This window comes from Cypionkella sp. TWP1-2-1b2, from assembly GCF_049896245.1.
In the GTDB taxonomy this organism is placed as follows: Bacteria; Pseudomonadota; Alphaproteobacteria; order Rhodobacterales; family Rhodobacteraceae; genus Cypionkella.
On the sequence record NZ_JAFCTX010000071.1, the window covers coordinates 1 to 8,473 of the forward strand.

General features: G+C 58.5%; 9 protein-coding genes. 2 read left to right on the forward strand and 7 right to left on the reverse strand.

Annotated elements, in window-relative coordinates; all coding sequences use genetic code 11:
* Positions 1–484 precede the first annotated feature (484 nt).
* Positions 485–1,582 (forward strand): ISAs1 family transposase, encoded by a 1,098-nt coding sequence (locus ACP7AP_RS23475; RefSeq protein ID WP_426038253.1) that lies wholly within the window; start codon positions 485–487, stop codon positions 1,580–1,582.
* Between the two features lie 205 nt (positions 1,583–1,787).
* Here the strand turns inward: ACP7AP_RS23475 and ACP7AP_RS23480 are convergent, their stop codons facing one another.
* A complete protein-coding gene (locus tag ACP7AP_RS23480; RefSeq protein WP_426038255.1) occupies positions 1,788–2,063 on the reverse strand; it encodes a hypothetical protein in 276 nt (91 codons plus the stop codon).
* A gap of 164 nt (positions 2,064–2,227) precedes the next feature.
* On the opposite strand from ACP7AP_RS23480, the gene ACP7AP_RS23485 reads away from it, so the two are divergent.
* On the forward strand, positions 2,228–3,829 hold the full coding sequence (locus tag ACP7AP_RS23485; protein ID WP_426038257.1) for a hypothetical protein: 1,602 nt from the start codon (positions 2,228–2,230) through the stop codon (positions 3,827–3,829).
* A gap of 363 nt (positions 3,830–4,192) precedes the next feature.
* On the opposite strand, the gene ACP7AP_RS23490 is transcribed toward ACP7AP_RS23485, so the two are convergent.
* The 6 genes from ACP7AP_RS23490 to ACP7AP_RS23515 form a co-directional block, all read right to left on the reverse strand.
* The gene (locus ACP7AP_RS23490) at positions 4,193–4,543 is read right to left on the reverse strand and encodes a hypothetical protein (protein WP_426038259.1); all 351 of its coding nucleotides are present in this window, start codon (positions 4,541–4,543) and stop codon (positions 4,193–4,195) included.
* Positions 4,540–6,033 (reverse strand): YfjI family protein, encoded by a 1,494-nt coding sequence (locus tag ACP7AP_RS23495; RefSeq protein WP_426038261.1) that lies wholly within the window; start codon positions 6,031–6,033, stop codon positions 4,540–4,542. Before ACP7AP_RS23495 ends, ACP7AP_RS23490 begins: the two co-directional genes overlap by 4 nt.
* Complete coding sequence (locus tag ACP7AP_RS23500; RefSeq protein WP_426038263.1) at positions 6,030–6,620, reverse strand: toprim domain-containing protein; 591 nt, start codon at positions 6,618–6,620, stop codon at positions 6,030–6,032. Before ACP7AP_RS23500 ends, ACP7AP_RS23495 begins: the two co-directional genes overlap by 4 nt.
* 223 nt (positions 6,621–6,843) lie before the next feature.
* On the reverse strand, positions 6,844–7,023 hold the full coding sequence (locus ACP7AP_RS23505) for a helix-turn-helix transcriptional regulator (protein WP_304924397.1): 180 nt from the start codon (positions 7,021–7,023) through the stop codon (positions 6,844–6,846).
* Between the two features lie 99 nt (positions 7,024–7,122).
* On the reverse strand, positions 7,123–7,947 hold the full coding sequence (locus ACP7AP_RS23510) for a hypothetical protein (RefSeq protein WP_426038265.1): 825 nt from the start codon (positions 7,945–7,947) through the stop codon (positions 7,123–7,125).
* 32 nt (positions 7,948–7,979) lie between these two features.
* Positions 7,980–8,336: a tyrosine-type recombinase/integrase gene (locus ACP7AP_RS23515; RefSeq protein WP_426038267.1), complete on the reverse strand. Its 357-nt coding sequence runs from the start codon at positions 8,334–8,336 to the stop codon at positions 7,980–7,982.
* Positions 8,337–8,473: the final 137 nt, after the last annotated feature.

Below are 8,473 nucleotides of genomic sequence, written 5' to 3' on the forward strand. Positions count from 1 at the left end.
CGCCACCCATAACTCAGCATAGCGATCAAAACTGATCCGGGTCGCCTCTCAAGCCACAGACGCGAGGTTCTGCGCCGCGTCAACATGTAGGCCGACCGGACTAAAAGGGATAAGCCTTTGTTAGGTGGATGTGATATGCGATTTGTTGCGCTTGCGTTGCCTTTGGCCACTTTGCTTTCCGGATGCGTTGATGCCCCAATAAATCCAGTAAGCCCCGCCCAAGCGAAGCTGCAAGAAGCCTGCAACGCGGGAAACACAGACGCCTGTAAGGTCGTATTGGATAAGGAACAACAAGACAGGGCGGCTTATAGCGCTTCAATGCGGGCAATGTCGCAGCCAGCACCCCAAACTGACCTTTGCAACTTTACGCCGATGCAACAACAGGGGAATCGCGTTTGGGATTTGACCTGATCTGAGGGGTCTTGCGGTCTTGGGCAGGGTGGATTCTGGGGTGGGGATCGCCCTTTTGGAGCCCGTTCCCTGCATGGATATCTTCCTCGCCGCCTTCGATGACATCCCCGATCCCCGCGCCGACAACGCGCGGCACGACCTTTGCGAACTGCTGGTCGTAGGCTTCGTCGCGGTGCTCTGCGGGGCGACCAGCTGTGCCGAGATGGCAGACTTCGGTCGCGCAAAAGAGCATGTTTTCAGAGACTTCCTGAAGCTCAGGCATTCCATCCCATCGCATGATACCTTCTCCACTGTGTTCCGAATGATCGACCCGAAGGCGTTGGATGCGGCCTTCGGTTGGGTTCTGGCGCAGATCGCGATGCTGCTCGGCGACGGTGACGTGATCGCCATCGACGGCAAGGCGCTGCGGGGCGCGCGCGACAAGGGCCAGAGCGCGCGGACCCGGATGATGGTCTCGGCCTATGCCGCCCGGTTGCGCCTGACGCTGGCCACGGTGGCGGCCGACCATGGCGGCGAACTTGAGGCGGCGCTCGAAGTGCTCGGCCTGATCGCGCTGAAAGGCAAGGTCGTGACGGCGGATGCCCTGAACTGCAATCGCCGCACGGTTGCAGCAATCACCGGAGGCGGCGGCGACTATTGTCTGGCGCTGAAGGCCAACCAGGACTCACTCCTGTCAGACGCTCGGTCCTGTTTCGGCAAGGTTCCGCCAGACCATCCGGTCGCGCATCACGAGGAGGCCGGGCATTGCCGCAAGGAGGCCCGCACCGGCACGGTAGTTTCTGCTAAGGGTCTGGCGGAGCACCATGAATTTCCCGGCCTGCAGGCCTTCGGCCGTATCGAGTCCCGCCGGGAAACCGATGGCAAAGTGCAGACCGAAACCCGCCATTTCGCGCTGTCCTGGGTGCCTGCGCCCGAGGTCTTCATGGCCACCGTCCGCGCACATTGGGAGATCGAGAACGCTCTGCACTGGCAACTTGACGTTTCGTTCCGGGAAGATGCCGCCCGCAACCGTAAGGATAATGGCCCCACCAACATCGCCATCCTGCGCCGCCGCGCCCTCGATCTCGCCCGCCGCGACACCTCCAAGGGCTCGCTCTCGATCAAACTGAAGCGCGCCGGGTGGGGTGATGCGTTTCTTCTAAGCCTTCTCAATCACTTAGCCAACCCTTAGGCCAAACGCGATTGCCCTGGATGCAACAAGGGGTATTGGTCAGCACACTTATCAAAACCCGCAGGCCGGGTATTACATCTGCCCATTGACGGGGCAATTGATACCCTTTGGCGGCATTTGCCAGTAAATCTTGCCGCCGCTCAGTTAGGAATTCGCTAGTGTCCTAGCCCCGCATCTTTGCGCGCGGCCCGCAACTCGGCCCCGGTCATGTCTCGGCTTTCCTAAGGCGTGCTGCCCGCTTGCGGCACCCCTGCGAACAATAGCAGGCATCTGCGCGGCGATAGATCGGCACGGGGCGATTACACCAGTGGCACAGCCAGCCACGGGACAGCCGCCTTAGAACAGCCTCGGCGCGGGCGTTCCGGTGCCGCATATTGCCGCCGCCATAAAGAATGTTGGCATAGCTGCGATGCACCAGTACCGACAGGCGGCGCGGGTAGTCATAGCCTAAAGCGATTCCATCGTGGTCGGGTCCAGGCAATTTGATTTCCTTTCGCAAGTACGCGTCTTGCTCAATACTGCCCAGTATCTTGCACAAAAAGAATCATTTTTTGGCGGGCAAGTTCATGTAAGAATTTTCTTTATCAATTTTTAACTCTGTAAATTCTCAATCCGCACTGCCGTTACTTAGCAAGGAGAAAAATCATGGCAACGGTCGCACTCACATCTGTATTCAACGATCTGAATCAATGGCCTGGGAGATTACTGGAGGTCAGTACGCCCGTAACCATTCTTGCGAAATCGGCGACAACCTTTTCGTTTCGTTACCAGTCAACAGGGGTCGACTTTCCAAATTACAAAGTCACCGTCACTGGTACGAACTTCACCTACGATGGGGCGATCGCCTCGGGTGGCGATGTCGCAAAAGTGCAGATTACCAACGCGATAGGGCAAACCGTCGTTACATTTTCCAACATCGGCCCGACAAGTTTGGCTGATGATTTTTCCTTGCTTTATTATGATATGTTTGGTGCCCCCGGCTATAAGGCGGGGCAAGGGCCTTGGCCCAGCGGGCAGACCGCTTGGTCCCATCTCACTTCCAGCAACGACGTCTACACTGGCACCTCTGGCAACGATAATCGTTGGTTACCAGGCACCGATTCCGGCAATGATGTCTTTAACATGCTAGGCGGAGACGACGAAGTGCAGGGGGGTGTTGGCAAAGACACTATCAACGGCGGCGACGGATACGATAGGCTGAGCTATCAACAAACGACATACAATGAGGGGATGAGCGCCATTCGCGGCGCTACGATCAATGTGAGTGCTGGCACTGCATTGGATCCGTGGGGCTTCACTGATAAGTTCACAGGCATCGAGTCGTTCGAAGGGTCGGTGTTCAAGGACCGCTTTTATGGCTCAATTACTGAACGCGATGACTTTGCCGGTGGCCGCGGTAACGACTTCATCGATGGCGGCGACGTATCTTTCGTTAACGGCGCGCGCACCGAAGACCTTCGGGATCAAGTGAACTATTCCAATGACTTTTGGCAGGGTGCCACGAAGGGCATCGTCGTACACTTGGAAACATCTTTTCTGAATGGATCGATCACGGGAAAGATTGTCGACGGCTTTGGCAATACCGACACCGTGGTTGATATTGAACGGGTGCGCGGTACACGGTTCAACGATGTTTTTGTCGGCTCTCGGGCAGATAATGTTTTCCGCGGCGGTGAGGGTAAAGACAGCTATAACGGCGGCGCAGGCGGCGGGGATTCTGTCAGGTTCGGCGACAACTTTTCGGATGCAGTGCAGCATGGGATCAAGGTCAATCTCTCGCTCGCCACCAATCAAATCGTTGATGACGGCTATGGAAATGTAGAAACCGCGGTCAGCATCGAAGATCTGGAAGGCACCCGGTTTGGTGATGTGATGCGCGGCAATAGCGTCAGCAACTTTCTCGAAGGAGGGGACGGCAAAGATACATTGTCCGGGATGGGCGGGGTCGATGAGTTTTATTGGGACCTCGATGCCGAAATTGGCGACGCCGATCACATCACCGATTTCATCGCCACAGGTGCAAACAAAGAGCATCTCTCGTTCAACGTCGATGGCTTTGCCGGCATGACCTCAACCGCGGTGCTTGTGAACGGCAGCAATGCCACAGCTGCTGTTGGCACTTTTATCTTCACTGCCGCCAGTCACACGCTGTATTGGGACAGCGACGGGACGGGCAGTGATGCCAAAGTTGCTGTCGCAATACTAGACAATGTCTCAGCACTGACAGTTGACAACTTCTGGCTGTGATAGACCTTGCCTATGCCTTTGGGGCATTCCCAAGGGCATAGGACTAAATCCAAGCCACCTTGTCTGTAATCGTGGGCCATAGACGGGCTATCCTGTTGATTTTCCTATGTCGGGTAATTTTAGCCCCTAGTAGGGCATAACCCCGGAGCGCCGTTACCAGGTCACTCAAAGCGTGAAGGTTGCCGACGGTGTCAGACGCACAACCGCAATTTTCTTGCCGCCTTGCCACAGGTGCAAGACAGGGCCGGGGCGGATGGTGATTAGCATGGCTGGGCTTTGTGCCATCACGCAGCGCCCCCGGCGCAATGTGGGCAGCAACCGGGCATCACCCAAACCCTGCAGGCCCCGCAGAACATGCGCCCATCAGGGCCGTGACGCTCCCACGCGGTAAGCTTGCGCCCATTCGTCTAGGCTGACAATGCGGCCCGTCCAGAGGCGAGGCTGGCCCGTGACAGATCGGCCATGCCGGAACATATCGCCATCAACGCGCGAAGGCGGCGAGGCGCTGGGCAGGGTTTCCAGCTTTTGAGGTCGGGGGGCAGCAGTAGCCTCCCCCTTTATACCCCCCGCCGACAAAACCGACAAAACCGACTTAACCGCCGCAGGGTTGCCAAGATTGCACATCGCCACAGCCCTAGCGTGGGTTTTGTCGGTTAAATCGGTTTTGTCGGAAGCCATAGGGGCCTGCCTTGCGGCTTCTAACCAGCGGCTCATTTCACCACCCACAGCGCCGGATTGACGCTAAACAGGCGCGTGGGCCTGCCGCCTTGGGCCTTGGCAGGCTCGGGGATGGTGCGGATGATATGGGCATCTTCAAGCAAGCTTAGGGCCGGGTCCAGATCGGCCTTGGCGGAAAGCCCCGCGCGCTCCATCCGCAGAATGTCGCGGGTTGTGAAGCCCCGCCAAGCTTGCTCTTGAATGATGGAAACCAGCCGCCGCGCCGCCCGCTCGGCCTTGGGCGTTGATCCATCGGCATAGGCCCGCCGCGCCATCGGCAGAACATAGGTTTCGACAAAATGCGCCGCCCGCCCGAAGTGGGCTTGCGAGATTTCACCTGGCATTTCCGCTTCGCCCCCCGCCCAATCGAGAAAGGCCAGGATGAGGGAAAGCCGGATTGTCAGCCCCGGCAATTTGCCCGCGAAGGACAACAGCAGCCCCTCGGCCCCGGCTTCCCAGCCTCGGGCCGTTTGACGGAAATCATCCAGCAGGCAGCGCGCATCTTCACTGAAATGCACAAACCAAGGGCGCTTCGCCCCTGTTTCGTCCTCGGGCATATCCAGCGATAACAGCCGCTCAAAGGCCGACTGCAAAAAAGCGTCATCGCTGCCTAGATTGGGGCGCTTGATTGGTGCTGCCTCAGGCCACACGGGCAGGGAGCGCGCCAGAAGCCCGTCATCATCTGATTTGAACAGCAGGGTTTTCAGCTTGTCGGGTTGGATGCCGCCCAGCACGCCAACCGTGAGCCGATCAATGTAAACCGGGTCGCGGCCCATCCGCTCCACCGAATAGCCCCGCCCGCCGTAGGCTTCTAACCAGAACGGGCGGTCAGAGCCGCCGCCGGAATAGCGCGTCATGCCCATCAGCCAGCCTGACAATTCATCGCGGGCAAGCAAAGCCCCGCGCGGCTGGCCTGCAAGTATAACGCCGATCTTTTCAACCGTTGCATCTGTCAGGGCGAAGCGCGGCAAGACAGGCTCGGGGCCGGGATTTGCGGCCTCTGGCTTGGCTGGCATGGTTTCATCGGCCTTTAGCGCCACCTTCACCGCCTCTTTCCACGTTTGCTCGGCAAGCTTGGCAATCTCGGCCTTCCCCCGCCATTCCGACAAAACCGATTCAACCTTAGCACGGGCTGCGCGCTCCATCCCTTTAAGCGGCGTCAAGACCGCATCAAGGCCGGGGCTTTTGTTCATCGAGGGTGAGCCAATAGCCATTGCCCAAATCACGGGCGGTTCGGCCCAGCCATCCCAAGGCGAGGCCCAGCGCGTGTTGCCGATCAATGCCCCCGCGACCGACAGCAGAGCCGCCGCGACGTAATCCGGGGGCGCGGCCTTGCTTTGGGCGGCTTGCCGTATCCATCGCGCCCAGCGCGCGCCAAGCACATCCTCTAGTGGCATGGCCGGGGGCTTGGGCAATTCAGGGCGAAGGAAGCGCGCCTCGGGGTCAAGCCAATCCGACTTGAACGGGATCGGGTCGGGCGCATTCATGCCGCACCGCCATTCTGCAAGAGAACATCATTCCAATCCTGCCCCTCGGGGGCGGGCAGCATCGACACGGCCCAGCCCAGAGCCGCCGCGCGCTCGGCCAAGGCATTGCCTGCCAGCCATCCCGCCCCGGCATCATCGGAATCCGTCGCCACAATCAATTCGCCGGGGGCGCTGGGCAGGGCGAGGGCTTTCATGCCAGAAGTGGAAAGCGCCGCCCAGACCGTCGCAGGACTCGCCAGATGCCCGCTCAGAAGGCTCAGGCCAGTTTCTATCCCCTCACATACCACCAGCGGCCCTTGCGCCTCTGACAGCGCCACAGCGCCACCTGCGCATGGGCCTTGCATCATCTTGGGGCTTGCAGTCTTGGGCAGGCGAATGCCCGACTTTTCAAAATAGGTGCGATGCACGCCCCCGGTGGCCACGTCCCCCACCATTGCCGATAACCAGCGCGCGCTGGGCGCGTGGAAGGCATCAGCGGCCCAGCCAAGCGATGGCGGCAGGGGGCAAGTGATACCACGCCCGCGCAAGTAGGATTCGCCCTTGGTGCCTTGCAGGGGCTTGCAGGTGGCCCATAGCCTTTCGCTCATGCCCTAATGAGGCATTCCAAGGCCCAGCGATTCCGCCCTTGAACGGTGATTTCGCGTGTGGTGTCGTGGTCATTGTGAACGGTGAAGTGGGCTTTGGCCCAGCGATTGTTTGTCATTGCTCGATGCCTTTTGTTGCGGCTCGGGCGGCGATGCGCTATGCTTGGGGTGTCCTGATACCGCCCAACGAATAGAGCCGCCATCCTTGCCCGGTGGCGGTTTTTCGTTATGCGGCGGTGCGGCTTGCGAGCCAGTCAGCAATCCGGCTTTCCGGCCATGCGACGGCGCGGCCCGTCAACTTGATGGGGCGGGGGAATTTCCCCGCCTTCATCAGATCGTAAATCGTTGTGGTGGACAGCCCTGTGAGTTCGAGAACGGCAGGGCGGCGAAGGTGCTTTTCAACCATGGTGGCCTCCGAAAGTTGGCGTTACATGGCGAAAGCATTATTCGTGGTGCATTGGCGGGTCTAAATGCCAACTCAGAAAAACTGCGTTTGCAGTTGGCACTAAGCTAGTGCCGCTCTAACAGAGGTCGCCCATTGCTGCGCATATTCGGTAACATCCCGACCATTTGGAACATTGCGTTGTTGCACTCTAAGCGGCGGAATATCAGGGTGTTGGGTCAGTGAAACGACGTAAACTCTTTTGCCGTTTTCGGTTTCTGCAACAATTTTGATCCCTGTTAGATCAGTCGCGGTCGGAGGACTAGCTTTGCGTTCGGCTAGTTCCTTACGTCGTTTCCAACCAAAGAGACGGCCAGAGATTCTGCTTTGGTGTTCGGCGGCGTCTTGAGTTGGCCGCCGCCAATCCGCCCTAATCCCAAATGCGCCAAGAGCGAATTCAACAGCTCGTCCGAATTCCGTAGACGGGCCCCCATCAAAGCTATTACCAAAGGTTATCGTTTTTCTGGTTCGGCGAAACAATCGCCGCATACCTTCTGAAACAATATAGCTAGCAGGGTTTCGTCCCCCATTTCTATTCCGCCGCTTTGCCCAAATTTTTAGGTCCGAGGCGTTACCTGCTAAAGTATCGCGCAAAAATTCGATCTGTTGAAGGGTTGGCGTCCCTGCAATAGTTAGGGCCTCTCGCTCGTCATGCGAAATTCTCCTTAGGCTGTTCCAGAGGTTTTCAGCATGTCGCGCGGCTTCGTTCAAAGCGTGGCTTGTTGCATTGACTTGATCTAAGTGCGTGGGCAGTTCCCACTCTGGACTGCCAAGCCCAGCAAAGGCCCGGTGAACAAGGTCTTCTTCACAGCCAAGATGTTTGGCAATCGCTCGATAGGGTGCGCATCCGTCATCTAGTGGTGTTGGAAAAATTGGTTGCCCCATCACGAGCTAATCCTCACCACTTCGCCGCGACGTTCCTATAGGAACCCGGCCCATGCTTCCATCATCTTGCCACGCTTTTCGAATAGATCAGATCGGGCGTAGGCTTGTTCGACCGCATCCCCCGCCATATGGGCAAGCGCGGCCTCGGCAACCTCGCGCGGAAAGGTGGTGCGCTCTTGCGCCCAAGTGCGGAAAGAGGCGCGGAACCCGTGAATGTCGATGGGAAAGCCAAGTTCCCGCACAAGCTTAATCAGCGTCATATCTGACAGCGGCCTGCCCTTGATCGTGCCGGGGAATACCAGCCCATTGCCCTCTGACAGCCCGCGCGCCTGTTTCAGCAACTCCACCGCACGGCCTGACAATGGCACCCGATGCGCGCGCTTGGCCTTCATGCGCAGGGCAGGGATTATCGGCTCTGTTGCACAAATCAGCCTGAGGTCGAGTTTTCCCTTCCGCTGGACAGAGTCATCCCACACGTTGAGTTTGCGGCGTTCCAAGTGCCGTAAATCGGTTCAGGATCGCCGCCCTG

What these genes read in the sequence shown, in the direction of transcription:
- ACP7AP_RS23475 (WP_426038253.1), top strand. Translation starts at nt 485, where the DNA reads ATGGATATCTTCCTCGCCGCCTTCGATGACATCCCCGATCCCCGCGCC.
- ACP7AP_RS23485 (WP_426038257.1), top strand. Translation starts at nt 2,228, where the DNA reads ATGGCAACGGTCGCACTCACATCTGTATTCAACGATCTGAATCAATGG.
- ACP7AP_RS23490 (WP_426038259.1), bottom strand. Translation starts at nt 4,543, where the DNA reads ATGAGCCGCTGGTTAGAAGCCGCAAGGCAGGCCCCTATGGCTTCCGAC.
- ACP7AP_RS23495 (WP_426038261.1), bottom strand. Translation starts at nt 6,033, where the DNA reads ATGAATGCGCCCGACCCGATCCCGTTCAAGTCGGATTGGCTTGACCCC.
- ACP7AP_RS23500 (WP_426038263.1), bottom strand. Translation starts at nt 6,620, where the DNA reads ATGAGCGAAAGGCTATGGGCCACCTGCAAGCCCCTGCAAGGCACCAAG.
- ACP7AP_RS23505 (WP_304924397.1), bottom strand. Translation starts at nt 7,023, where the DNA reads ATGGTTGAAAAGCACCTTCGCCGCCCTGCCGTTCTCGAACTCACAGGG.
- ACP7AP_RS23515 (WP_426038267.1), bottom strand. Translation starts at nt 8,336, where the DNA reads ATGAAGGCCAAGCGCGCGCATCGGGTGCCATTGTCAGGCCGTGCGGTG.